The following is a 23712-nucleotide window of genomic DNA, read 5'->3' on the forward strand; positions in this document are numbered from 1 at the left end:
ACATCTGAGCAAGTCCCCGATGGCCACCCGTTGAAAAACCGGTGGCCTTTTTGTTTTTTGGCGCTTCCCACCACTCACCCTACGGCAATTCAATGGCTCTCGCCTTGTACGATACCTGGTCGCGCGCTGTGCGCCCGTTCACTGCTTTGCAACCAAGCCACGTGGGCCTGTACTGCTGCGGACCGACGGTGTACGACCACGCGCATATCGGCAATCTGCGGACCTACGTGTTCGAAGATGTGCTGCGGCGCGTTCTCGCGCTAAACGGCTACGAGGTGCGGCACGTCGTCAATATCACCGACGTCGGCCATCTCGTCTCCGATGCCGATGAAGGCGAAGACAAGATGGAAAAAGGCAGCCGGCGCACGGGCGCATCGGCTTGGGAGATTGCCGAACGCTATACCCGTGCATTCATGAGCGACTGGCAAGCGCTCAACCTGTTGGAACCCACGGTCTGGTGCCGCGCGACGGACCATATTGCGGAGCAAATCGCCTTCATCGCCGAGCTGGAACGCAATGGCTATACGTACCAGACGAACGACGGCGTGTACTTCGACACCAGCAGGCAGGACGACTACGGCTATCTGGCGCGTCTCGATCACGCGGGGTTGCAAGCCGGCAAGCGGGTGGCTTTAGGTGAGAAGCGGCGCGCGACCGACTTTGCACTGTGGAAATTCAGTCCACCCGATTCGACGCGGCAAATGGAATGGGACAGTCCATGGGGACGTGGTTTTCCGGGCTGGCATATCGAGTGCTCGGCGATGTCGGCCAGGTACCTGAGCCCCTGGTTCGACATTCACTGCGGCGGCGAAGACCACATTGCCGTGCATCACAGCAATGAGATTGCGCAGACGCAGGCTTGCCACGGTACACGGCTTGCCAACTTCTGGATGCACGGGCACTTTCTGACAGTCGACGCGGCCAAGATGTCCAAATCGAGTGGCGACTTTTTGCGCCTGCAGAGTTTGATCGAGCGCGGGATCGAGCCGCTCGCCTACCGCTATCTTTGCATGAGCGCGCATTACCGCAGCAAGCTGCGTTTCAATCATGAGGCGATTGGGGCGGCACAAGCCGCGTTGGACAGGCTGCGCAAAGCGTATGCAAGCTGGCCTGCCGGCGGCACGGCGGATGGGGGATATGTTGCGCGTTTTAACGCCGAGATCAATCAGGATCTGAATCTGCCGCGCGCGCTGGCCATCGTGTGGGAGGTAGTGCGAAGCGATCTGCCGGCGGCGACGCGACGGGCGACGGTTGACGCCTTTGAACCGGTGCTTGGCTTGCGGCTGGCGGAGTGGCAGGCGAATGCGTTCGAGATTCCGGCGGATGTCACCGCGCTGGCTCAACAGCGTGAGAAGGCTCGCGCCGCTAAGGACTGGGCCGAGTCCGATCGGCTGCGTGAGACGTTGAAGGCGGCGGGTTGGCAGGTTGAGGATGGTGCAGGCGGGCAACGGTTGAGTCCGATTGATGCGGCGAAGTAATGCGGCACCGTCTAGCAAGTCAACTGTAGGCGGACTGCGCTACGATCACTGCCTCCCGCTGCGTGATCTCTCGCCGTCCTCCCAAGCAGCATAAACAACGATTCCAACCATGTTCCGCACATGAAAAGCGCTCGCGCCTTCTTTGACCAACTCAATCAAGACTATCTGGAACTGCATCGACTGGAAGGCGATCTCTACTGGTTGACCCATACAGGTCAGAGCGACGAGCACGACGCGTTGGGTGCAGCTGGGCTCGCCCGTAAGACCTTCCTCGCGGACCCGCAGCGGTTAGCGCAGATCCGGGCGCATCTGGCGAGGCTTGAGGCCGCCACGCAGTCTGTTGAACGTGACCCGCTCCTGACCGGCTTGCGCGGCTGGGTCGAGGTGTTCGAATGCAATTCGTTGGGCAACGAGCGCGCGGCAGCATTGCTTGCTGAGCTGATCAGACTGGATGCCGATCTGTTTGCGCGCCGCCAGGCATACACAATGCATCACGTGGGCGCGTCGGGACGCAGCGAGCAGGCGTCATCCGGTGCGCTGCGCGCGAACCTCGCATCCAACCCGGATGAAGCTGCGCGCAAAAGCTCGCACCATGCTTTGCATGGACTCGAACCCTGGTTGCTGGAAAACGGCTTTCTCGAGATCGTAGCCAAGCGCAATGCATTGGCGCGCGAACTCGGCTATCGCGACTTCTTCGAATACCGGCTGCGTACCAATAGCAGCATGAGTCCCGAGCAACTCTTTGCGGTCTTTGATGAGTTCGAGCGGAATACTCGAGACGCGCATTTCGCGTCGTTGGACCGCATCGTTCACGAGTACGGTGAAGAGAGTCTGCAGCCGCATAACCTGGCTTACAGACTACGCGGCGGCTCGGCGCAACAAGCCGACGCGTACTTTCCTTTTAGCAAAGCGCTGGAGCGTTGGGCGGAATCGTTCCGACGGCTTGGCGTGTCTTATCGCGGTGCGCGGATCGAGATTGATTTGCTGGACCGGCCGGGCAAGTTTCAAACGGGCTTCTGTATAGCGCCTACGCCGAGCTATCACGACGACGTCAGGGGTTGGGTGCCAGCGGACGTGCGTTTCACTTCGACGGCGCGCCCGCAACAAGTCGGTGCGGGACTGCAGGGCATCAACGTGCTGTTCCATGAAGCAGGGCACGGCGCGCATCTTTCGAATGTGACGCTCAATTCGCCCTGTTTTTCGCAGGAATTCGCGCCTACCTCGCCCGCGTTTCTCGAAGCGCAGGCGAAGTTTTTCGACGCGCTGCCGGGCGACCCTTGCTGGATGCGACGATACGCGCACAATGTGGCCGGCGAGCCGATGCCTGACGAAATGATCCGGGAACGTGTCGAAACACGTCAGGCATTTCGCGCGTACACCGAGCGGCGCGACCTGGTGCCGACGTATTTCGAACGGGCGCTCTACGCCATGGAGGATGCGCAGCTCACTGTCGACTCGGTACTCGGTCTGGCGCGCTCCGTCACACACAGAATTCTCGGCGTGCCGCATCACACCGACTATGTGCTGACCACGCCTCATCCCATCTATCACGACATCGCGGTCTATTACCACGGCTATCTGCTGGCGAAGATGGCTGCGTCGCAGACGCGCGCTTATCTGATGCGCTCGCTCGGCTATATCGTGGACAACCCCGAAGTGGGGCTGCTGCTCACGAAACATTGCTGGGCAACGGGCAACAGTTTGACGCTTGATGAGACCTTGCGGAATATGACGGGGGAGGTTTTGAGTTCGTCGTATCTGGCGACGGAATGCAATCGCTCGCCACGGGAAGCGTGGGCGCTGGCGCAAGAGGCCTTCGAGCGGGCGGATCGTGCAGCGCCGTTTATGGCTAGGGATGAGGGCGACCTCGATGCGTCGATAGCCATTGTGCACGGCCCGCAATGCATTGCGACCAACGAGGAATCGTTGCCGGCTATGTATGCGGCATTTGAGGCGTGGATCGAGCGGCAGGCGCAGGCTGCTTAGTGCTTGAGGCGGCATGGAATTGACCGGAGGCGGCATGACGCGCTTCCGCTTTCGATAGCAGACCTCACATAACACTTGTGCCAATTTCAATGATCGATTATAAAAACATATCTCGATCACAAGTCGAGACAACGCTTATCTAACGTTCACTCGCGGAGGATGCTATGTCACCGTTAAACGTAATGCCGCACTGATTTCCCTACCTGCCACGCGGAACGCACCGCCTTTCATTGGCAGGCACTCGTCGCTTCGCGCATTTCGCCGCACCTGCTCCCGTCTCTCGTTTCACTTCGCTTTAGCTCGCCGTTCTGCTCCCGCGCGACCACCGCCACGTTTCACGTTATTGAGCGCTCGTGAGCCTTCGCCTGGCGTTCCACCGCCAGGATAAACACCGCCGTCCAGACTCGACATCGCTCAATCGAGCGGCCTGACCAAAGTCGTGGATGACGCACGCCTGTTGGATTCGTTCGTGACTCTTGCTTGGGTCCACGCGAGTTTGTGCACGCCTGTGCGTCGCAGGGCAGCCTGAATTCTCCATTAATAGCGAAGCAGAGATGAAACCTCAACTTACATTGGCCGCTCCACAGCGCTGCCGTTCGGCCCGACGCCGAGCTGCTGCAAGCGTGCCCGATCGCCCTAGCCTCGACGCACTCGAAGCGCGGTGGACCGAGCATTGGCAAGCGCAGCACACCTACATCTTCGACCGCAGCGCGCAGCGCGATGACGTCTTTTCGATCGATACGCCGCCGCCCACCGTTTCGGGTTCCTTGCATGTGGGCCATGTCTTCAGTTATACGCACGCGGACATCATCGCCCGCTATCGGCGCATGACTGGAAAAAGCGTCTTCTATCCGATGGGGTGGGACGACAACGGTCTGCCGACGGAACGGCGCGTCGAGAACTTCTACGGCGTCATCTGCGACCCGGATGCGGCCTACGATCCACACTATCGCGCTCCCGCAGCACCGGCTGCGCGTCGCTCGGAGTTTGCGCGGATCAGCCGGCGCAACTTTATCGAGTTGTGCCACAAGCTGACCGCGATCGACGAACGCGCTTTCAGAGAACTGTTCGTGCGGCTTGGCATTTCAGTCGACTGGACTCTCACCTACGCCACCATCGACGAGCGGTCGCAGCGTGCAAGCCAGTTTGCATTCCTGCGCAATCTGGAGCGAGGCGAGTTGTACAACCAGGATGCGCCGTGTCTGTGGGACGTGACGTTCCAGACCGCGGTCGCGCAGGCTGAGCTCGAAGATCGGGAGCTTGCCGGGGCATATCACGATCTGCGCTTCGTCGATCACGGCGGCAACTCGATCGTGATCTCGACGACTCGTCCGGAACTGCTGCCGGCTTGTGTCGCACTAGTGGCTCACCCCAACGACGAGCGCTATCGCCACCTGATGGGAACGTTGGTGCGCTCGCCGCTTTTCGGGATCGACGTGCCGGTTCTGGCCCATCCGCTCGCGGAGCCCGAGAAGGGCACGGGGCTCGCGATGATCTGTACCTTCGGCGACGTCGCCGACGTGATCTGGTGGCGTGAACTTAGCCTGCCGACACGCTGCGTGATCGCGAAAGACGGTCGTCTGCAGGACGAGGTGCCGGCATGGCTCGAATCGTCTCTTGCACAGCAGACCTATGCGCGTCTTGCCGGCGCATCCGCTGCGCAGGCTCGTAGTCGAATCGTCGAGATGTTGATCGAAAGCGGCGATTTGACGGCGCCACCGCGGCCTATTACGCATAGTGTCAAATACTTCGAGAAGGGGGATCGCCCGCTGGAAATCGTGACCACGAGGCAATGGTATCTGCGCAGCGGAGGGCGCGACGACGCATTGCGCACGCAGTTGCTGGAACGAGGCGGGCAACTGAACTGGCATCCTGAGTACATGGCCGCTCGCTACGACCACTGGGTGTCGGGCCTGAATAGCGACTGGCTCATCAGCCGCCAGCGCATCTTCGGCGTGCCGATCCCACTGTGGTATCCGCTCGATTCATCGGGCGAACCCGACTACAGCAAGCCAATACGACCTGATACGTCTGCATTGCCAGTCGATCCGCGCTCGCACGTGCCTGCTGGCTATACCGAGGCGCAACGGGGTTAGCCCAATGGCTTCGTGGGCGACGCCGACATCATGGACACGTGGGCTACCAGTTCGCTGACGCCGCAGATTGCAGGCGGGTGGGAAGAACCCGACGCGTGTTTTGCGAGGATTTTCCCGATGGACCTGCGTCCTCAGGCACACGAGATCATCCGCACGTGGCTGTTCTATACGGTGGTGCGTGCCGGCTTCGAAGCGCAGAGCGCACCCTGGAAGCACGCGATGCTTTCCGGCTGGATTCTTGATCCGGATCGCAAGAAGATGTCGAAGTCGAAGGGCAACGTGATCACGCCGATGGCGCTGCTCGATACGTACGGCTCCGATGGCGTGCGCTATTGGGCGGCGATGGGCGGACCGGGTACGGACACTGTCTTCGAAGAAAAGCAGATGAAGGTGGGCCGCAGGCTGGCGCTCAAGCTGCTGAACGCGTCGAAGTTTGCATTGGGTTTCGGTGGGGATCCAGATGGATGCATTACCGGGGGTCTCGATCGCGCCATGATGCAACGTCTGGCCGCTGTGGTGGCGGACGCAACGGCCGCGCTGGAGGCATTCGAATACAACAGGGCCATCGAACACACTGAAGGCTTTTTCTGGTGGTATTGCGACGACTATGTTGAACTCGTCAAGGGGCGGGCTTACGGCAGCGGGATGCTGGCGCAGTCGGCCCGCAATGCACTGTCGGCCTCACTATCGGTGCTACAGCGGCTGTTTGCGCCGTTTCTTCCGTTCGTCGCAGAGGAATGCTGGTCCTGGTGGATGGAGGGATCGGTCCATACCGCTCAGTGGCCGACGGCTGAGGAGTTGGACGCGTTGGGCGGACCCGATGACGGTTCGTCAGCGGAACTCATCGCGATCGTCTCTGAAGTGTTGGGGGAGATTCGTAAAGCCAAATCCGACGCCAGGCTGTCGATGAAGGCCGAGGTGAAGCGGGTGGTGGTCGATGGCGCGCCAAGCCAGCTAGACCTGCTCAAGCTCGCACAGAGAGACCTTTGCGAAGCAGGGCAGGTCAAGCAGTTGGAAATGCTTGCCGCGGATGTGTTCCGCGTGCGAGTGGAGCTATCCTAGCCTAGCTCACTCAACCCCACGCCGCGTTCTGCAACACAACTCGGTAACCATCGGGGTCTTCGAACGTCGCGCCTTGGCGATCCCAATAGGGATTCTCGGACCGGCAAGGCGCCACGCCCAGCGCCTGCATTCTTGCAACCGCAGCGTCCCACGCCTCGCGCTCAGGCAGATAAAGCACCAGCAAGTGCTCTGCCGTGGGCGCATTGGCGACGGTCGCGCCATGCTGATGCGTGAATTCGATGTGCCATGGACAGTCCCGTCGGCCCAGGATCACCCCGTCAAAACCTTCGTGATCTGCGAAGCTTGCCAGTACCTCGAAGCACAGTCCCTCCGTGTAAAAGCGGGCCACGCTGCTGATATCGTTGGTCGGGCGGGCGACACGCAAAACGGTCGGTGGCATTTCATCGCTCTCCAATTGGGGTGGGCTCGTAGCTTCAATGCGCAGAATAGCGTGCGATCGGCGCCCGCGCTTAATGCCCGTCGCGCGAACGGGCTATTCCATGTTGCTATTCCCCGCGACCACCATTGCGCGCTCCCACCGCCGCATGTATCTTGACGATGAACCTGCCGGCATGTCTGCGCCACAATTGGTGCGAAGCCTGAGCCGCGATCAGCCGGCACTCACACCTCGGAATCAAATCACTCATGTACCCATCAATCGAACCCTATAAGCACGGATTTCTCGATACCGGTGACGGACACCAGGTCTACTGGGAACTGTGCGGCAATCCCAATGGCAAGCCGGCGGTGTTTCTCCATGGCGGTCCTGGCGGCGGGTGCAGCCCGGAGCACCGGCGCCTGTTCAATCCGACGCGCTACAACGTGCTACTGTTCGATCAGCGCGGATGCGGTCGTTCCAAGCCGCACGCCAGTCTGGACAACAACACGACGTGGGATCTCGTAGCGGACATTGAACGGCTGCGCGAGATGATGGGCGTCGAACAATGGCTGGTGTTCGGCGGATCGTGGGGCAGTTCCCTCGGCCTCGCCTATTCGGAAACGCATCCACAGCGGGTCACTGCATTGGTTGTACGTGGCATCTTCACGATGCGCCGCGCCGAACTGCTGTGGTACTACCAGGAAGGCGCATCGTGGTTGTTCCCCGACCTCTGGGAGGGCTTCCTCGCACCTATCCCGGTCGAGGAGCGCGGCGATCTGATGGCAGCCTATCGTCGACGCCTGACCGGCGATGATGAAGCGGTGAAACGGCAAGCCGCACGCGCCTGGAGCCTGTGGGAGGGCCGCACCATCACCTTGTTGCCCAGCCCCGAACTGGAGCAACACTTCGGCGACGACAAGTACGCACTCGCTTTCGCGCGGATCGAAAACCACTACTTCGTCAACGATGGCTTCGTCGAGGAAGGGCAACTGCTGCGGGATGCACATCGCCTCGCCGATATCCCTGGCGTGATCGTGCAAGGCCGTTACGATGTGGCCACGCCGGCACGCACAGCGTGGGATCTATCCAAAGCCTGGCCGAAGGCGAGCTTGCAGATCGTGCCGGACGCCGGCCACGCTTATAACGAGCCGGGCATTCTGCAGGCGTTAATCGCCGCGACGGATCGGTTTGCGAGCTAGGCGAACGGATATTCGTAATTGCCTTGGATAAACGATGTCCGCAGATAGATGGGCGGACATCGCGTTACCATGCGTCGCGTTATCAGGGCTTTGCTTGAGCGCGGATCAGCCGAATAGCCCAACCCGTGCGGATGGTCCCGTCACTTCGCTGCAAGTCGGACAGCGCGTGAATGAAGCGTTCTCGCAGACGTGTTTTGGACGGTGCAGATAGCCGGTCTATATCGTAGGTTTCAGTCAGCGAGTCCCACAGTTCATGGGGAAGCGGATCCCAATCCACGTCCAGGTCTTCGAACTGCAGATTTTCGAAATCGCGCGCGAGCAGTTCGGTCCATCCGTCGATCGTTCGGGTTCGGGCATCGCCGAAACGGAACCATGTCCCCTCTTCCTTGAGAATGGGCAGGAGAACGCCGAGTAAAATCTCGCTCACGTCGCCAAGCAAAAAACCGCGCCCAACAACCGTAGCAAACTGCCCGTGCGGACGAAGCACACGCCGGACTTCCTTGATCACCTGCTCGATGTCGTCCATCAACATCATGGCCATATGCGATAGCACGCAGTCGATGCTGCCCGTTTCCACGGACAGTTCTTGCGCACGTTCCTTCAGCAGCACGACGTGGCCTGGAAGCGTGGCCCGCGCGACGTCCAGTTCGCCCTGGCTCATGTCGACGCCAATCAGCTTCAGCGAGGGCCCTTGCCGGTCAGAGAGCAGCTTGAGCAGATGTCCGTCGCCGCAGGCGAGATCGAGGACCGTCAGCGGTACTGTCGGCTGCGGCACATATGCCGCGAGGGCAGCGTAAGACGACGCATAGTCGGCCACGCTGGAACGGGCACGAAGGTGTGCAAATGCTGCGGTCGTTGCACCGGGCTGACGCTGATGAAAATCCTGCAGATACGTCTCGACGGGTGACAGTGCTTGCATGCGTAGCGACTCCGGACAAAGTATGCGTGATGCGTCGTTGACGAAAACGTTTCGGTCGAGCGGTGGCCGATTATCTGCTGCCGAAACGGCGTTGGCAATTCGCGAAGAGCGCGCTGCCATTAGCTCCTTGAGCGTCTTTCAAAACATCCGTCGTGCGCCGGCGCGCGGCCTTGACGCAAACTGTGCGAACCTGGAACATTGGCGGGCGTGCGACAACAGACGTTGTCCCTTTCATGAGAGAGGTGCGAGATGGCGTTCGAACAATCCCCGTCTTATGAAGGCGGCTGTACTTGCGGCGCCGTGCGTTACCGCATGACGAGCGCGCCGATGATCGTTCACTGCTGTCATTGTCGTTGGTGTCAGCGGGAAAGCGGGGCCTCGTTCGCGCTCAACGCCATGATCGAGTCTGACCGTGTCGTGTTGTTGCAGGGTGAGATCGAATTCGTCTATACGCCGTCGCAGAGCGGCAAGGGGCAGAAGATCGCCCGCTGTCCGAAATGCCATGTCGCGGTCTGGAGCCACTATGCAGGAGGGGGCGATGCGGTATGTTTTGTTCGCGTTGGAACGCTCGATGAACCCGACCGTTTCCCGCCGGACATTCATATCTTCACGGCGTCTAAACAACCCTGGATCGTACTGCCAGAGAGCACACCTGCGGTTGAGGCGTATTACAAGGCTTCCATTTATTGGTCGCAGGAGAGCCTCGCTCGACGTGCAGCGCTACCGCCCCGAAAGTAGACCGGGCCAAGCCGCACGAAACTAGCCTCGCGTGAGCGCCGGGGGTACTCGGAGCAGGACGTCAGCGCGTTCGTTCGGGCTGCTGCGTGGCAGAGTCTTCCCTCATCCCCATTGTTATGCAAGATTCCTGGGCAACTCTCCAAGCTGCCGGAACACGGACAGCCAGTCCTCAAGGTGCCATGTTTTCGCAATTAAATTTCCACGCATCTGGTGGAACGAGTGAATCGCGAACTTGATGTGTTTGGAGCTTGCAGCAATGCCAAGCAGTTCGCCGGATTGAGTGCCGCTGACCTCCGCTCGAATGCCCACCCGGTCCCCATGAATCAGCGTGTCGAGGATAGCGATTTGCATATCAGGAAGCGCTGTCGTCAGGTTCTTGAAGATCGGAATCATCTGGTCGGGACCCGGCGCCGCCCCGCTGGGCTCCGGAAGGTATTCCCAATCGGGCGTTACGACCGTTCGTAACAGAGCAATGTTTTTTTGCTCGAGGGCCTGATAGAACGCCTCAATCGCTGCGTGCACGGCCTGTTCGCTTGGGCTTAAGGTCATGATCGGTTACTCCTGAAGGATGCTCGAGGAAAGCATCGTAAGGATGCACTCCGCGCTCGTGATCAGGCAAGTGGTTTGCGAAAAACGCCTGGCGAGGCGTTAGCCGCCGACCAGCGACATCCGAACCGTGGGATAAACCTTTCCCGATCCCGGCTTGCGCACCGTCGAGCGAAGCTCGGAGTAGCGGTCGTCGCGCTGGATCCAGCGGCTGCGGACGGCCACGGCCAGTTGCTCGACCGAGGCGGTCTCCGTGAGCCACGGCCTGAGGTCCGTGCCCTGGGTGGCGAAGAGGCACGAATAGAGTTGACCGTCGGCCGATACGCGGGCGCGGGAACACGAACCGCAGAACGGTTGCGATACGCTCGCGATGAAGCCGACTTCGCCTGCACCGTCCGCATGGCGATAGTTGACGGCGGTGCCCATCTGTTGGCCTATGACAATGGGGACCAGCGGGAACTCCGATTCGACGATCTCCCGCGTCTCGCGCGCTGTGATCACCTTCGTGTTCGACCAGCCGCCCGCGCCGCCGACGTCCATGAATTCGATGAAGCGCACGGCCACGCCGGTGCCTTTGAATAGTCGGACGAGCGGCAGAATCTGGCTATCGTTGACGCCGCGCTCCACTACCGCGTTGACCTTGATCGGCGCGAGTCCGACCGCACGCGCTGCCTCGATCCCTTCCAGTATCCGCGAAACGGGAATGTCCACGTCGCTCATCCGGCGGAACACGGCGTCGTCCACCGCGTCGAGGCTCACTGTCACGCGTCCGAGGCCGGCATCGCGCAGGGAACGCGCCTTCGCGGCGAGCAGGGAGCCGTTTGTCGTGAGCGCGAGCTCCATCGGCTTACCGCTGAGAGTTGTCAGTTTTGCAAGCTGTTCGATCAGCGATTCGAGCCCACGGCGCAACAGCGGTTCGCCGCCGGTGATGCGTATTTTTTCCACGCCGAGCTGAGCGAACGCTTTCGCGAGCTTAACCATCTGCTCGAACGACAGCCGTTGCGCAGACGTCAGGAACGGGTAGTCTGCGCCGAAGACGTCGCGCGGCATGCAGTACGTACAGCGGAAGTTGCATTGATCGATAACCGACAGACGCAGATCCCGCAGTGGCCGATTGAGCTTGTCGAGGGTGGGCGTGGGATCGCCGACGGATACGCCATGGCGGTATGCCGTTTCTGCGACAATGGGCGCGTCGATGAGATTCACGATCTATCCGGAAGTGGGCAGCGTGCGGTGGGGGGCCGGAGCAATGTCCGGCCCATGAATTACATGCTGTCAGGATAGTGCCCCGGAACTGTGTACGAGACACACAGTCTGCGACGAATCTCAGGAGTACAGTTTGTGCGCCATATCGGGTGCGTCTCCCGGTCAAGCGCACCCGTAGTCAGGTTGCCGCCGACCGCAGAACATGCACCGGAACGGACTTGTACGAAGGCGTGCCGCTTTCCTTGTCAAGGAAGTCGAGTGGCACCAGCACGTTGGCCTCCGGATAGTACGCCCCGACTGAACCCTTTGCGATGTTGTAGGCGATCGCAGTGACGTTCTTCAGGCGAAGCTGTCTGGCTGACGACGTCACCGTCTCGATGTCAACCAGATCGCCATGTTCGAGTCCGCGTTCGGCCAGATCGTCTTCGTTCATAAACAGAATGTCGCGCCGGCCGAACACGCTCCGGTAACGGTCGTCGAGAGCGTAGATCGTAGTGTTGTACTGGTCGTGGCTGCGCAGCGTGATGAGACGCAGCACATTCCTGGCGCCAAAGACGTCTGCGTCTTCCTTCACTCCACCGTACACCGAGAACATCGCTTTGCCTGACGGCGTGGGCCATACGCGTTCGGTCGGGGGAAGCGGCATGCGGAATCCTCCCGGCGTTCTGATTCGTGCGTTGTAGTCCTTGAATCCCGCCACGGTTTGCTCGATCAGATCGCGAATCCTGTCGTAGTCCGCAATCAATTCCTTCCATGCCACCTTGCTGGCCGGCAACGTCGCCATGGCGAGGCGCGCGATGATCGCCGGCTCGGATAGCAGGTATTCGGACGCTGGCTTCAGCTTGCCCGAAGAAGCGTGGACCATCGACATGGAATCTTCGACCGTAATCGATTGCCTACCGCTCGCCTGCAGATCGAGTTCCGTGCGGCCCAGAACAGGCAGCACGTAGGTCTCCTTTGCAACCAGCAGGTGCGAGCGATTGAGCTTGGTACCGAGGTGGACGCTCAGATCGAGCTTGCTCACTGCGGCAAAGGCCTGCTCGGAATCGGGTAGCGCAACCGCGAAGTTTCCGCCGAGGCAAATCAGTGCCTTGGACGTGCCCGCAATCATCGCCTGCAATGCCTGGACGGAATCGTGCCCGTGAGCCTCGGGTGGCTTGAACCCAAATACCTCTTCGATCCGCTTGAGGAAGGTGCCGGACGGCTTTTCGGTGATACCGACTGTCCGGTTTCCCTGCACATTGGAATGCCCACGCAAAGGACAGATGCCGGCGCCGGGTTTACCGATGTTGCCGCGTAACAGCAACAGATCCGCAATCAGACGGACATTGGCGGTCCCTTTGTTATGCTGGGTGATGCCCATTCCGTAGGTGACAATCGTCGCATTCGATTTGGCATAGGCGATGGCAACTTCCTCGAGATCTTCGCGGCTGAGCCCGCTTGCCGTTTCGATATCGTCCCACGTGGTCGCTTCCAGGTCTGCGGCAAATGCTTCGAAGCCCTGGGTATGCTGGGCGATGAACGCGTGGTCCAGAACGGTGTTGTCCTGCTCTGCGTCCATCGCGAGGAGCGCTTTCATGATGCCCTTGAGGGCAGCTGCGTCGCCCCCGGCGTCGACCTGAAAATAGGTCGATGCGATTGGGGTCGATCCGAAGGTCGCCATTTCGATCATGCTTTGCGGATCGGCGAAGCGTTCAAGCGCGCGCTCGCGCAGCGGATTGAACACGATGATTGGAACTTTGCGTCGCGCACATTCGTGGAGTGTCCCCATCATGCGCGGGTGGTTTGTCCCGGGATTGTGGCCGATCGAGATGATGAGTTCGGTGGCCTCGAAGTCGTCCAGCGATACCGTGCCTTTGCCGATACCGATCGACTGCGGCAACCCAACGCTGGTCGGTTCGTGGCACATATTCGAGCAATCCGGGAAATTGTTCGTCCCATATTCGCGGGCGAACAACTGAAACAGATAGGCGGCCTCGTTCGATACCTTGCCGGACGTATAGAACTCGGCCTCATCGGGAGAGGACAACCCTCGCAGCACTTCACCGATGCGAGCGAACGCATCTTCCCATTCGACAGCGCGGAACGTGTCCGTGCTGCGGTCGTAGACGAGGGGATGCGTCAGCCGGCCGAAATCCTCCAGTTCGAAATCCGATCTCTGCAGCAGCGACGAGACCGTATTGCTCGCGAAAAATTCCGGGCCCACTCGCTTGGTGGTCGCTTCCCATGTCACCGCTTTGGCGCCGTTTTCGCAAAACTGGAACGTGGACTTGTGTTCCTTGTCCGGCCACGCGCAACCGGGACAATCGAAACCGTCGGGCTGATTGGTGCGGAGCAGCGTGATCGGCGCCTCAACGCTCTCCATTTGTGTCCGAACGGCCTGAGCGGTCGCCCGGAGCGCTCCCCAGCCGCCGGCGGGTGCGTCATAGGGGCGGATTCCCGGAACTTCGCGTCGTTCGGCCATTTAAGACTCCATGAGTTGCCCCAGAGGACCTGGAGATTGCGTTGCTTTGCGGGCATCATTCCTTCGACTCGGCGCTTTCGGCTGGCTCGGCGCTGCCTGTTTCCTTAGACGCCTTCTTCTTCGCGCGTCCTCCGCTGGCACCTTTAGCGCTCTTCGGCTTTGCCGGCGTCTCGACCTTGCTCAACTTCGTTTCGCCACTGTCCTTGTCATAACCGACCTCGACAGTGTCACCCGACTTGATACGGTCGCTCAGAATCTCCTTGGCGAGCCGAGTTTCGACTTCCTGACGAATCTGGCGCTTCAACTCGCGTGCACCGAACTCCGGCTGATAGCCCGACTCGGCCAAGTGATCGATCAGCGAGTCGTCCAGCTTGAGTGTAATGTCCTGTGCGGCCGCGGTGCGTAGTACCCGTTCCAATTGGATATTCACGATCGCACGAATGTTGTCGCGCGAGAGAGCATGGAAGACGATGATCTCGTCGATCCGGTTCAGAAACTCGGGGCGGAAGTGGCCCTTCAGCACGCCCATCAATTCATCGCGGATCGCTTTCTCGGACTGACGCTTCGCCTCGGGCTTTTCGAGGTTATCCATGATGATCGATGCGCCGAGGTTGCTCGTTGCAATGATGATCGTGTTGCTAAAGTCCACGACACGGCCCTTGCCATCCGTCAGCCGACCGTCGTCGAACACCTGCAACAGCACGTTGTTCACGTCGGGATGGGCCTTCTCGATCTCGTCAAGCAGGATCACGCTGTACGGGCGCCGCCGGACCCGCTCTGTCAATTGGCCGCCCTCGTCGTAACCCACGTAGCCCGGGGGCGCGCCGATCAGCCTCGCTACTGCGTGACGCTCCATGTACTCGGACATGTCGATGCGGATGACCGCCTGTTCGTCGCCGAACACCGTTTCTGCCAGCGCCTTGGCGAGTTCGGTCTTGCCGACGCCCGTAGGTCCGAGGAACAAGAATGTCGCGATAGGCCGGTTCGCCTGACCGAGGCCCGCGCGCGACAGGCGCACGGCATCGCTCACGGCAACCACCGCGTCGTCTTGCCCGATCACGCGTTCGCGCAGCTTGTCCTCCATATCGATCAGTTTCTGGCGCTCTTCCTGCGTCAGTTCTGTGACAGGAATGCCGGTGAGACGCGACACCACTTCGGCGATCGACGCCACGGTCACTTCGAGCGTTTCCGAGCCGGTCTTGCGCTGCCATGCCTCGACTTGCTCATCGAGTTGCGCCTGTTTCTCGCCAATCCGTTCCTCGAATTTCTTCGCCTCATCGAAGCGCTTGCGCGACGACGCATAGTCCTGCTCGCGCTTGAGTTGCGCGATTTCGGCCTCAAGCTCCTGGATGGCCGCAGGACGCGAGGTCGCGCCGATGCGCACGCGCGCCGCCGCCTGGTCAATCAGATCAATGGCCTTGTCGGGCAAAAAGCGCGATGTAATGTAGCGATCCGAAAGCTCGGCGGCAGCAACGAACGCATCGTCGGCAAACGTCACCTGATGGTGCGCCTCGAGCTTGTCACGAAGGCCGCGCAGGATGACGATGGTCTGCTCGACCGTCGGCTCCGGTACTAGCACGGGCTGGAAGCGCCGCTCAAGCGCCGCGTCTTTTTCGATGTATTTCTGATATTCGTTGAGCGTGGTCGCGCCAATCAGGCTGAGCTCGCCACGCGCAAGCGCGGGCTTGAGCACGTTGGCGATGTCGAGGCCGCCTTCGCCGCCGCCTTGTCCGGCACCCACGATGGTGTGCAGTTCGTCGATGAACAGGATCAGTTCGTCCTTCTTCGCCGTGACCTCATCGATCAGCTGCTTGGCACGCTCTTCGAATTCGCCGCGATACTTGGCACCTGCCACCATCGAGTTGATGTTCACCTCGACAAGCCGCTTGCCGCGCAAAACTTCAGGCACGTCGCCGTTGATGATGCGCTGCGCGAGCCCTTCGACGATCGCGGTCTTGCCGACGCCCGGCTCGCCAATCAGCACGGGATTATTCTTCTTGCGCCGCGCCAGCACCTCGATGGTGCTTTCGATTTCCTGCGCGCGACCGAGCACCGGATCGAGCTTGCCCTGACGCGCCATGGCCGTGAGGTCGCGCCCGAACTTGTCGAGCGTGGGCGTGCCAGTTGGCGTGTCGACGCGGCCGTCCTCCGCACCCTTACCCACGACTTTCACGACCTTCTGCCGCAATGCCTCCGGCGTCACACCGTATTTCTTCAGCAGTGCGCCCGCGATACTGTCCGGCACGGCCGCAAGGCCGATGAGCAGGTGCTCCGGGCCGACGTAGGAATGCCCCAGATCGCGCGACGCCTGAAATGCGTATTGGAACGCTTTTTTCAGGCGAGGCGAGATGGTCATTTTGTCGATCGGCGCATCGGGGGAGGCGGTGCCCTTTTGCGCGTGCTGGTCGATATAGGCCTTGATGTCCTGCGGCGAGAGCTTGAGCTCGTTCAGCAGAGCGGCGCATACGTCGGTGTCTGCAAGTACGTAAAGTAGGTGCTCGGTGTCGAGTTCGTTGCGGCCAAGCTCGTGGGCCTTCTCCGCGGCGCGTTGCAGCAATTCGAGCGTCTGTTCGCTGAAGGCGTCAGTTGCGTCGACGGATTCACGCGGCACCTCGGCGGCATACTCCTCGTCTTCGTGCCCGGCCTCGCCGCCCACGCCTCCGCCGAAGAAGCGCGACAGGCCGCCGCCTCCGAGCAAGGAATCGAACGGGTTGAGCATGTCCTGGTGCCGCATTAGCTGACGGTAGTCGTAGTCGCAGATCGACATGGACTTCCGCTCGCCGTTCTGCACAACGGTCACACGGGCAACAGCGGGACGGGCGTTACAGATTTCGCAAAGGGCGGGCATCGTAGGATCACCTTTAACAGTTGAGGCAGACGTCTTTTCAGACGTTGCCGACGGTTGCAGGACGCGCTTATGTGATTTGCGAATACTCCGGGTACTGCCGCCCGTCATTGCTCATGGGGCGTGCGACTGAGACGGATGCCTCGCTCGTCAGCATTCAGAATGTCAGCGTCTCGCACAGGTACAACGGCACGAAGGCTTTTACCTCAGACAATTTCGCTGTAACGCGATCACGCACCCGCGTCGCGCTTGCTTTGTTCCTCGACGGTGAAGATCGCCTCGGGAGCGACTTCGAGTCGGGCTTTCGGTATCGGATCGCCGCTTGCATCGGAGTAACCATAGGTGCCCTCTGCGATCTTCTGCAGAGCGCGCTCGATATCGTCGATGCGGCGGTCGTTCACGTCATGTAGCGCCTGGTTGACCTCGTCCTGCGCCATTCCCTGTGCCTCGTCTTCAAACTCCTCGGCTTCGTCGCCATGCTCCTGCTCATCCGAGCGTTGATTGGCGATCGTGTTTTCCTCTCCGCCTAGTAGTTGTTGGCGCAGGGCCTCGAGACGCGTGCGCTGCTGCGCGATGAACTCCTCACTCAATGTGACCTCGGGACCCGACATGGTTTTCTCCTGCGTCATGGCTATCGTGTGATTCGGTCGCGTCCGCAAAACGCTGGGCTAAGTTCAGGATAGTAGAAGTTTGTCGAAGTCCAAATGCTATCTCGACCCATACAAAGAATCGTTCAGCGCAATGTAAACATCGTCACATAAGGCGGGCGCGCTGCGAGTGTTCAGGCTTCGCAGGTTCTGTCCAGATAGTGGGGTGCCATCGAGAAAATTACCGAATGGTAAGTATTGCTGAGCTAATCGCGAACTCGCACCAATAGCCTTGTGGATTCCTTGATTGACACTACACTGAGGGACGTGCAATTTTCAAGGCACTGAGCGTGATCAACGGGGTCGAATGACAGTATTGACAGATGCGACAGCGCTTTCCATGGAGAAAACGATGCAGGCACAGACTGTTTTGTACGGCGAGTTCGCGATCGCCGTGCGTCCCGAACGTAACGCGCGTGGCGCGTGGATCGCGGATGTGAGCGTGAGTCGCGGCGCCGAAACGGTTGTCGATACTCGTCCGTCGACCGTTCAACCCGAATGGCTAACTGAAGAGGAAGCGATCAGGGACGGGGTTGAATGGGGGCGCCGGTTCATCGATCGTGAGTTCAATACGCCCCCTTCCCACTCGTGGGTTGCAGACCGTGCTCGCGCGGAGCGCTGGTTCCGCGATACCGGGGAATCGTAGATCACCCTCGCTGCAGGTGCGCCTGAATTTCTCGCGTACTGAACGCCGACAGATCTTCGCTAATCTGCTCGAATATCAATCGGCGGGTGTCCTCGCTCAGATTCGCTCGCACCATGCCGAGAAACTTGGGTTCGACGGCAAGTCGCAAGCGATGGTATAGCTGATGCAGTCGGCCCTGTTCCAGATAGTCGGAAACTCGCTTGGCGAACTTCTCGCGGTCTTTCTCTGTGAGAACCGTGCCGCTGTATTCGTCATTGACGAGGTCTTCCTTTTCTTGCAAGTCGAGCGTTAGCCCAGGCATCTGGAACACACGCGCTCGACCTCCGTCAGCTACGACAAGCCAGGTCACTTCGTTCATCATGTACCTCCCGGCGGGGATTTTCCATTCAGGCGTCAATGATCGCGCAACTACGCCAATGACCGACTCCCTAGTCAAAGATAGCAGTTCAGCCGAAATGCGCCACGGTCGATTTACCGATTCGTCATGCCGCCCTTGACACGCCCATTTGCTTAACTAAGGTGTTAAATATCAACCTGATGGCTTAATAAAGGAGACTGCCATGAGCGACGTGCCCTCCCGTCCTTCACTGGGCGCAGCCGTGTACTACGTGGACCCGTTTGCCGCGCTGGATTGGCTCGAGAAAGCCTTTGGCTTCGAGCGTCAGTTCGTCGTCACGGACAGCGACGGACAGCTCGGCCATTCGGAAATGCGTTTCGGCGATGGCTATTTGATGGTCTGCCGCGCATGGAACGAGGACATGGCGAGCCCTCAGTCTCTGGGCGGTAAGAACACGCAGTCGGTGCACGTGCAATTGCGCGACGGCATTGACGAGCATTGTGCCAGGGCACGTGCAGCCGGCGCAGTGATTACACGCGAACCGGAAGATCAGTTCTACGGGGACCGCGTTTATGCGGCGCGCGACCCGGAGGGGCATGTCTGGAGTTTCGGCCAGACCTTGCGCCAGGTGTCGCGTGAAGAGGCTGAGCAAGCGAGTGGCCTGAAAATCGACGGTTGGGTGTGAGCCGATGGCGCTACCAGCCGCTGTGCCGCTGGACCGGACACTCTCCGCGCTGGCTGATCCGAGCTGGCGCCAGGTCGTCGATCTGCTCAGCAAGCGGCCATGCGCGCTGGCGAACTCGCGCAGGCTGCGGGTCTCAGTCCGCAGGCAATGATTCGCGCGTGCTGGTCTCGGTCCGCGCGGCCGCGCCCTGACCTTTACCTACCCGCAGGAAACAGTGCATCTCCGTGGCGTAGCTAATGCGCCATCCGCGCGAGGGGATAATTGTGGTCCGCTACGCGGGCTGTGAAATCGTCGCAGCGGCTGCATTGCCAGGCTTCTTTGCCGATGAGATGGCTAGCCGCACATTACGCCCGAGCCTGCTTCATTCAATTGAACAAAGGCTGGTGATGAGCGCCAGCCGCCAGGATAGTGTTTGTCATGTATAAAAAGGGCGTGGCCTTAGAAATTCAGTTTGCCCCCGAGCGACTCAACGATGGTGCCGGCGATCCCTACTGGATCGACCTGACGCTGACCGAAGCGCAGACGCTTCTTCAGACGCTGCAGACGCAGTTAGCCGCGAGCAGCGCGGGAACGGCAGCGCCGCTGGTCGTGAGCCTCGATGATGCGCAAGGCACACGCGAAGCGCGGTCCGCTGATTCGTCTGCGTCCGTCGGTGCACAAGAAGTGTCGCCCGTCGGCGAATTTAAGCAGTGGGTGTGTGTGATCTGCGGTTGGATCTATGACGAAGCGGCCGGCGTGCCCGAAGAGGGCATCGCCCCTGGCACCCGCTGGGCCGATGTGCCGGCCGATTGGCGTTGCCCCCTGTGCGATGTGGGTAAGGAAGATTTCGCGCTGGTCGAGTTCTAGGGAAGTTGGCATTCAATTGTGTCCCACGAGTCTCCCCCGACGAAGGCTGTCACAGCGCTAAATCACGAGGTTGCAGATTCGGGCGGTGCATCAAGGCGTACCGTCGAGAATGCCGCGCAGGTAATCGACGTAGCGCTCGAAAGCGCGCCGCCCCGAAGCGGTCATGGCCACGCGTGTGCGCGGCTTTTTGCCAACGAAATCCTTGGTGATCTCGATGTAGCCAGACTTTTCCAATGTGGCGAGATGCGCGCCGAGATTACCTTCGGTCGCGTCGACGATGGTGCGCAGTCGGACAAATTCGATGGGCTCCCGGTTCGGCAAAGCCTTGAGGGCCGCCATGATCTTGAGCCGAACCGGCTGGTGGATGGTTTCGTCTAGCTGATCCATTCACGCGGTCCTCAGCCAAAGGCCGGCCAACATCAGCGCACCGCCGCCTACCACCGCCATCCAAAAGAAGAAATAAGCGGGAAACAGGTAGTAACCGACGAGGGTGAGCGCCGCCATACCGATACCGGTGACCGTCAAGCGAGCCCCGATCCATATGCCACCCAGTACGTAAAACAGCGCGACGAGCAGAGTGATCAGGGCTGCGGACTGCTGACCCGAGATAGGCTGAAAGATGTTAAGCACAACGATGTAGAACGCGAAAATGGTAGCGATTGAAGCCAGCCAGCGCCATGCGCCGCTATTGGATGCTTCCTGTTTGCCTTTCACGCCAAGGTAGATGCATCCGGCTACGCCGATCACGTCTAGCGCGATCCAGAGCCATGAGGCCGTTGCGGGGAAGAAATTCGTCATGCCGAAACCGATCAGCCAGATCACACCCCACAACACCAGCATGGGCGCGAACCGCTGGTAGTGATAGAGCTGGCCGCTGCGGTGACTAACCGCCTCGACTTCACGCAAAACCTGTGACGCCTGTTCAGAGGAGAGTGTCATGGCGAATCCATTGGTGTGGTTTCAGAGTACTCTATACGGCAGAGTAGAAAAGCGCAAGTACTCTGTTTGCGTGATCTGGGGGGCGCCGTCGCCCTTCGGCTCTCGGTTGACCCGGCAAACGCTAAGCTGGCCGGCAATGCACAACAATGGCCAGTCGCGCGCGCAAAGCGCTCATCTATGTGAAGGAGTTTCGCGAGTGAGTAACGATCCGACATCGGCCGTCACGCGGACGCCGCAGAACATTTACGACGACGCAACCTTCTTTGAAGGCTACAAGTCGCTACGCGACGGCGACACAGGTCTGAACGGCGCGCTGGAGATTCCGGCTCTGCATCGCCTGTTGCCCAATCTCTCGAACCTGCACGTGCTCGACCTGGGCTGCGGCTTCGGCGAGTTTGCCCGTTTTGCGAGAACGCAAGGAGCGGCCTCGGTGACCGGTGTCGATATCTCGAGACGAATGCTCGAAGAAGCCACCCAACGCACGAGCGATGCGTCGGTCACGTATCTGCGTAGCCCGATAGAACAATATGCGCCGACACCGCGCTCCCTCGACCTCGTCGTATCCTCGCTTGCGCTGCATTATGTCGAAGACTATGCCGGGCTGGTCGAGCGGGTGTTTCAAGGTCTGAAGCCGGGCGGCCGCTTTCTGTTCTCGGTGGAGCATCCGGTGTGCACGGCGTATCCAGCAGGCTGGGCTCGCGATGCCGAAGGCCGCAAGCGACACTGGCCGCTGGATCACTACCGGCAGGAAGGCGAACGGGACACACGCTGGTTCGTCGATGGGGTCATCAAGTATCACCGCACCGTCGAAACCTACGTCAACACGCTAATCTGGTCTGGCTTCCTGCTTGAGCATCTTGGCGAACCGGCGCCCACCACAGAGGTCCTGAAGGTGCGTCCCACGTTGGAGGACGATTGCCGTCGGCCACCGTTTCTGTTTCTGCGGGCCTTGCGGCCTATGAGTTAAGTTTGCTCCTGCTCGGCCGCATGCCGCGCGCAACAGGACCTGACGTGGAGAAACCGCTCAATTCCCCAGCGCGGCCAACTGCCTCAAGCGTCGGGCCAGCGCCTTCGATACGACCTGCGACTCCGCGCCGCTGCCAATGCCGCGCGCGGCTTCGCTCTCGCGCAGGAACGCGGCGGTCTCTCCCGCCACGATTTCACGCTCGTTGTCCGAAGTGATCATGTGATACGAGTCGTCGAGGTAGATCGTGCGCAGGAACGGCGAGGCAATCTTCGACGCGACGTAATGCGCGTTGCGAGGATTCGCCGTTTCATCGTCGATGGCGTGGATGATCAGGCAGTCGGTCGCGATGTCGGCGAGCCTCGTCCGCACGCGTGCCGCAAGCCGGCTGGCCTCACGTAGCGCGGGTAGCGAAATGGTCGACGGCCCGACCTCGCTGATGCCATTGCGCTGCATGGCGCGGGCGATTTTGGCGCGCAGGGCTTCATTACGCAGTCCGAACGGCGAAGCCTCGCGATAGCGCCAGCGGCTGCGCATCGGTGTGTAGTAAGCCCAGCCAAGCAAAAAGCGGTACCACGGTATCGCCCAGCCGTCGTAGGAGAGCGTGACCGACAACAGGACAACCGCGTGGGCCGTCGGCCGCTGGTTGACTACCGCCAAAGCCAGCGCTGCGCCCACCGACAAGCCGCATACGGAGACGCGGGCATATCGCTCAGCGAGCGCGTCGAACTCGCGCACGGCGGCGTCGATCCATGCCTGCATGTCGCGCTCGCTGGTACCCGCGCTGTAGCCGTCCAGCACCGGCGCAAAAGCGGTAAACCCCTCGTTGTTCAAATGACGCGCGAGAAAGCGCATTTCGAGCGGCGAACTCGACAGGCCGTGCAGCATGAGCACGGCGTGCTCACCGCCTTCCTGGAGGATGTGTTGGGCTCGATCCAATGCTTAATCCCCGATCCGCAGGACGAGGAAATCGCCGGCATGGGTGGTAAATCGCTCGCCGATGCAATCGACAGGCTTGTAGTTGTGCTCGCCGCTCTTGATCCGCAAGCGATGACTGCCCGGCGAAAGCGTGTTTTGCAGGCGCGCGACATCGGCCGGATGGACCGAGGAAAATCGGCTGCCCGGCGCGCTGGTATGCGGCAGCGTGTTGGCGTTGCCGGTTGTGTGCCGTGCATCCGGACGCAACGACGCTTTTCGGTCGAGCGCCTGAATCAGAATAATGGTGTCGTGGTAATGCGGTAGATGCCGCAGCAGACGATGCGTTTCGTCAATCGTGCGAAGCCGCAGTGCGCGATTGTTGTCCGCGCGCAGCAGCATTTCATAGCGTGATTTGGCCACCGACGCGAACAGTTCGGCACGGAACTGCGAGCGGCGCAGCCGCTCAATCAGCGAGATGACAAAGATCGTCAAAGACGGATACGAAACAAGCAGCATCACGTCGCGGTGATCGAATACCGAAAAATCCGCGTACGGCGGAACGAACAGATAATCGGCAATCACGAGTCCGACCAGCATCACGGTCAGGGCCGGCGCCAGCCCGAAAAAGTATTCGATTAGGGCAGCGGCGACGCAGAATAATGCGCCCGGCATGGCAGGTCCGACGAATGGACTGAGTAGCATGCGTACCCCGCACGCCACTGCCAAAGCGAGGCACGCGGCAAGCCAGGCCTTGGGACCCCGTGGCGCCCATCTTTTGGCGTTTTGAATTTTCACAGCGCGGCGTGCTTCAT

Annotated in this window: 21 protein-coding genes and 1 pseudogene; 10 read left to right on the forward strand and 12 right to left on the reverse strand. The window is 60.4% G+C overall.

Annotated elements, in window-relative coordinates:
* The first annotated feature begins 92 nt into the window (after positions 1-92).
* From cysS to P3T40_RS37750, 4 genes and pseudogenes are all read left to right on the forward strand, one after another.
* A complete protein-coding gene (gene cysS / locus P3T40_RS37735; protein WP_429272791.1) occupies positions 93-1478 on the forward strand; it encodes a cysteine--tRNA ligase in 1386 nt (461 codons plus the stop codon).
* Positions 1479-1598: 120 nt separating this feature from the next.
* Positions 1599-3464, forward strand: a complete 1866-nt coding sequence (locus tag P3T40_RS37740) for a M3 family metallopeptidase (protein ID WP_429272792.1) — start codon at positions 1599-1601, stop codon at positions 3462-3464.
* Between the two features lie 554 nt (positions 3465-4018).
* Positions 4019-5935 (forward strand): annotated as a pseudogene (gene valS / locus P3T40_RS37745) (valine--tRNA ligase); the annotation flags it as partial.
* A 120-nt stretch (positions 5936-6055) separates the two neighbouring features.
* Complete coding sequence (locus tag P3T40_RS37750; protein WP_429272836.1) at positions 6056-6622, forward strand: class I tRNA ligase family protein; 567 nt, start codon at positions 6056-6058, stop codon at positions 6620-6622.
* Positions 6623-6632: 10 nt separating this feature from the next.
* On the opposite strand, the gene P3T40_RS37755 is transcribed toward P3T40_RS37750, so the two are convergent.
* Entirely contained in the window at positions 6633-7022 is a 390-nt protein-coding gene (locus P3T40_RS37755) for a VOC family protein (protein ID WP_429272793.1), read from the reverse strand.
* Between the two features lie 245 nt (positions 7023-7267).
* Here P3T40_RS37755 and pip point away from each other — a divergent pair, with 245 nt between their 5' ends.
* Entirely contained in the window at positions 7268-8200 is a 933-nt protein-coding gene (pip, locus tag P3T40_RS37760) for a prolyl aminopeptidase (protein WP_429272794.1), read from the forward strand.
* 82 nt (positions 8201-8282) lie between these two features.
* On the opposite strand, the gene P3T40_RS37765 is transcribed toward pip, so the two are convergent.
* Positions 8283-9119, reverse strand: a complete 837-nt coding sequence (locus P3T40_RS37765; RefSeq protein ID WP_429272795.1) for a class I SAM-dependent methyltransferase — start codon at positions 9117-9119, stop codon at positions 8283-8285.
* 249 nt (positions 9120-9368) lie between these two features.
* Here P3T40_RS37765 and P3T40_RS37770 point away from each other — a divergent pair, with 249 nt between their 5' ends.
* Positions 9369-9857, forward strand: coding sequence for a GFA family protein (locus tag P3T40_RS37770; protein WP_429272796.1), 489 nt, complete (start codon positions 9369-9371; stop codon positions 9855-9857).
* 114 nt (positions 9858-9971) lie between these two features.
* Here the strand turns inward: P3T40_RS37770 and P3T40_RS37775 are convergent, their stop codons facing one another.
* The 5 genes from P3T40_RS37775 to P3T40_RS37795 all read right to left on the reverse strand — a co-directional run bounded on the left by P3T40_RS37775 (position 9972) and on the right by P3T40_RS37795 (position 17529).
* Positions 9972-10406 carry an ester cyclase gene (locus tag P3T40_RS37775; protein ID WP_429272797.1) on the reverse strand — a complete coding sequence of 145 codons (435 nt, stop codon included), beginning with the start codon at positions 10404-10406 and terminating at the stop codon, positions 9972-9974.
* A gap of 99 nt (positions 10407-10505) precedes the next feature.
* Positions 10506-11609, reverse strand: a complete 1104-nt coding sequence (moaA, locus tag P3T40_RS37780) for a GTP 3',8-cyclase MoaA (protein ID WP_429272798.1) — start codon at positions 11607-11609, stop codon at positions 10506-10508.
* A gap of 178 nt (positions 11610-11787) precedes the next feature.
* The gene (locus tag P3T40_RS37785; protein ID WP_429272799.1) at positions 11788-14073 is read right to left on the reverse strand and encodes an FdhF/YdeP family oxidoreductase; all 2286 of its coding nucleotides are present in this window, start codon (positions 14071-14073) and stop codon (positions 11788-11790) included.
* Between the two features lie 55 nt (positions 14074-14128).
* Complete coding sequence (locus P3T40_RS37790; RefSeq protein WP_429272800.1) at positions 14129-16921, reverse strand: AAA family ATPase; 2793 nt, start codon at positions 16919-16921, stop codon at positions 14129-14131.
* A gap of 227 nt (positions 16922-17148) precedes the next feature.
* Positions 17149-17529: a TraR/DksA family transcriptional regulator gene (locus P3T40_RS37795; RefSeq protein WP_429272801.1), complete on the reverse strand. Its 381-nt coding sequence runs from the start codon at positions 17527-17529 to the stop codon at positions 17149-17151.
* Positions 17530-17917: 388 nt separating this feature from the next.
* On the opposite strand from P3T40_RS37795, the gene P3T40_RS37800 reads away from it, so the two are divergent.
* Positions 17918-18211 (forward strand): DUF6566 family protein, encoded by a 294-nt coding sequence (locus P3T40_RS37800; protein ID WP_429272802.1) that lies wholly within the window; start codon positions 17918-17920, stop codon positions 18209-18211.
* A 1-nt stretch (position 18212) separates the two neighbouring features.
* On the opposite strand, the gene P3T40_RS37805 is transcribed toward P3T40_RS37800, so the two are convergent.
* On the reverse strand, positions 18213-18569 hold the full coding sequence (locus P3T40_RS37805) for a host attachment protein (RefSeq protein WP_429272803.1): 357 nt from the start codon (positions 18567-18569) through the stop codon (positions 18213-18215).
* Positions 18570-18771: 202 nt separating this feature from the next.
* Between P3T40_RS37805 and P3T40_RS37810 the strand changes: the two genes are divergently transcribed.
* Together P3T40_RS37810 and P3T40_RS37815 are read left to right on the forward strand one after the other, a co-directional pair.
* The gene (locus tag P3T40_RS37810) at positions 18772-19233 is read left to right on the forward strand and encodes a VOC family protein (RefSeq protein ID WP_429272804.1); all 462 of its coding nucleotides are present in this window, start codon (positions 18772-18774) and stop codon (positions 19231-19233) included.
* A gap of 417 nt (positions 19234-19650) precedes the next feature.
* A complete protein-coding gene (locus P3T40_RS37815; protein WP_429272805.1) occupies positions 19651-20079 on the forward strand; it encodes a rubredoxin in 429 nt (142 codons plus the stop codon).
* Between the two features lie 90 nt (positions 20080-20169).
* Here P3T40_RS37815 and P3T40_RS37820 read toward each other — a convergent pair whose 3' ends face one another.
* Entirely contained in the window at positions 20170-20466 is a 297-nt protein-coding gene (locus P3T40_RS37820; RefSeq protein ID WP_429272806.1) for a winged helix-turn-helix domain-containing protein, read from the reverse strand.
* Positions 20467-21018, reverse strand: a complete 552-nt coding sequence (locus tag P3T40_RS37825) for a hypothetical protein (protein ID WP_429272807.1) — start codon at positions 21016-21018, stop codon at positions 20467-20469.
* A gap of 196 nt (positions 21019-21214) precedes the next feature.
* Here P3T40_RS37825 and P3T40_RS37830 point away from each other — a divergent pair, with 196 nt between their 5' ends.
* Positions 21215-21985 (forward strand): class I SAM-dependent methyltransferase, encoded by a 771-nt coding sequence (locus tag P3T40_RS37830; protein WP_429272808.1) that lies wholly within the window; start codon positions 21215-21217, stop codon positions 21983-21985.
* Positions 21986-22042: 57 nt separating this feature from the next.
* Here the strand turns inward: P3T40_RS37830 and P3T40_RS37835 are convergent, their stop codons facing one another.
* Complete coding sequence (locus P3T40_RS37835; protein WP_429272837.1) at positions 22043-22870, reverse strand: alpha/beta hydrolase; 828 nt, start codon at positions 22868-22870, stop codon at positions 22043-22045.
* Between the two features lie 54 nt (positions 22871-22924).
* On the reverse strand, positions 22925-23695 hold the full coding sequence (locus P3T40_RS37840) for a DUF4118 domain-containing protein (RefSeq protein WP_429272809.1): 771 nt from the start codon (positions 23693-23695) through the stop codon (positions 22925-22927).
* Positions 23696-23712 lie beyond the last annotated feature (17 nt).

Source organism: Paraburkholderia sp. EB58 (genome assembly GCF_050436665.1).
GTDB lineage: Bacteria > Pseudomonadota > Gammaproteobacteria > Burkholderiales > Burkholderiaceae > Paraburkholderia.

Excerpts from the sequence above, each read along its gene's own strand:
- pip (WP_429272794.1), top strand. The coding sequence starts at position 7,268 with ATGTACCCATCAATCGAACCCTATAAGCACGGATTTCTCGATACCGGT.
- P3T40_RS37755 (WP_429272793.1), bottom strand. The coding sequence starts at position 7,022 with ATGCCACCGACCGTTTTGCGTGTCGCCCGCCCGACCAACGATATCAGC.
- P3T40_RS37765 (WP_429272795.1), bottom strand. The coding sequence starts at position 9,119 with ATGCAAGCACTGTCACCCGTCGAGACGTATCTGCAGGATTTTCATCAG.
- P3T40_RS37740 (WP_429272792.1), top strand. The coding sequence starts at position 1,599 with ATGAAAAGCGCTCGCGCCTTCTTTGACCAACTCAATCAAGACTATCTG.
- P3T40_RS37795 (WP_429272801.1), bottom strand. The coding sequence starts at position 17,529 with ATGTCGGGTCCCGAGGTCACATTGAGTGAGGAGTTCATCGCGCAGCAG.
- P3T40_RS37800 (WP_429272802.1), top strand. The coding sequence starts at position 17,918 with ATGCAGGCACAGACTGTTTTGTACGGCGAGTTCGCGATCGCCGTGCGT.
- cysS (WP_429272791.1), top strand. The coding sequence starts at position 93 with ATGGCTCTCGCCTTGTACGATACCTGGTCGCGCGCTGTGCGCCCGTTC.
- P3T40_RS37790 (WP_429272800.1), bottom strand. The coding sequence starts at position 16,921 with ATGCCCGCCCTTTGCGAAATCTGTAACGCCCGTCCCGCTGTTGCCCGT.
- P3T40_RS37785 (WP_429272799.1), bottom strand. The coding sequence starts at position 14,073 with ATGGCCGAACGACGCGAAGTTCCGGGAATCCGCCCCTATGACGCACCC.
- P3T40_RS37820 (WP_429272806.1), bottom strand. The coding sequence starts at position 20,466 with ATGGATCAGCTAGACGAAACCATCCACCAGCCGGTTCGGCTCAAGATC.
- P3T40_RS37835 (WP_429272837.1), bottom strand. The coding sequence starts at position 22,870 with ATGCTGCACGGCCTGTCGAGTTCGCCGCTCGAAATGCGCTTTCTCGCG.
- P3T40_RS37775 (WP_429272797.1), bottom strand. The coding sequence starts at position 10,406 with ATGACCTTAAGCCCAAGCGAACAGGCCGTGCACGCAGCGATTGAGGCG.
- P3T40_RS37770 (WP_429272796.1), top strand. The coding sequence starts at position 9,369 with ATGGCGTTCGAACAATCCCCGTCTTATGAAGGCGGCTGTACTTGCGGC.
- P3T40_RS37810 (WP_429272804.1), top strand. The coding sequence starts at position 18,772 with ATGAGCGACGTGCCCTCCCGTCCTTCACTGGGCGCAGCCGTGTACTAC.
- P3T40_RS37805 (WP_429272803.1), bottom strand. The coding sequence starts at position 18,569 with ATGAACGAAGTGACCTGGCTTGTCGTAGCTGACGGAGGTCGAGCGCGT.
- P3T40_RS37815 (WP_429272805.1), top strand. The coding sequence starts at position 19,651 with ATGTATAAAAAGGGCGTGGCCTTAGAAATTCAGTTTGCCCCCGAGCGA.
- P3T40_RS37825 (WP_429272807.1), bottom strand. The coding sequence starts at position 21,018 with ATGACACTCTCCTCTGAACAGGCGTCACAGGTTTTGCGTGAAGTCGAG.
- P3T40_RS37750 (WP_429272836.1), top strand. The coding sequence starts at position 6,056 with ATGCAACGTCTGGCCGCTGTGGTGGCGGACGCAACGGCCGCGCTGGAG.